This is a genomic window from Pseudomonas sp. 43(2021) (assembly GCF_017490805.1).
GTDB lineage: Bacteria > Pseudomonadota > Gammaproteobacteria > Pseudomonadales > Pseudomonadaceae > Aquipseudomonas.
In genome coordinates, this window is record NZ_JAFGYJ010000206.1 from 1 (window position 1) to 561 (window position 561).

The window sequence follows — 561 nt, forward strand, 5'->3', positions numbered from 1 at the left end:
TCGATACCCTCGACTGAGAGTGGTGCGGCAAATATACCGTTCCGAGAACTATTTCTGGAGGTATCGACTGAACTCATGATTTCCATCCACCATACCAACTCAAGTTCCGTTTATAAAAACGATTGCTGATCCGCTGAGCGAATTAAGCGCCTCCCCCTAAGATTCGCCAACTGTCAGATCTGACAGGTGTCGCTACCGTCTGTCGGAAATGGGCGCCTATCCTTTCACCAGCAGCCAGGTCTTCACTTGACGCACCCAAAGAAAGTGGTGTTTCCTGAAACCGGTTTCAGACAAAAAGAAGAAAGCCGTGAATGACTTCTCCACTGCCCAGCGCAGCCGCGTGACCATGCTCGACGTCGCCGTACGCGCTGGGGTGTCCAAGGCCAGCGTCTCGCGTTTTATCGGCGATGACCGCGCCCTGCTCTCAGATGCCATTGCCCTGCGCATCGAGCGCGCGATTGCCGAACTCGGCTACCGCCCCAACCAGATGGCGCGCGGCCTGAAACGCGGACGTACGCGCCTGATCGGCATGCTCGTCGCCGATATCCGTAACCCTTATTC

General features: G+C 56.0%; 1 protein-coding gene. It reads left to right on the forward strand.

From position 1 onward, the window contains the following. Positions 1 to 346: 346 nt before the first annotated feature. A partial coding sequence (locus J5M71_RS26775) for a LacI family DNA-binding transcriptional regulator (RefSeq protein ID WP_207838523.1) occupies positions 347 to 561 on the forward strand: 215 nt, incomplete at its 3' end.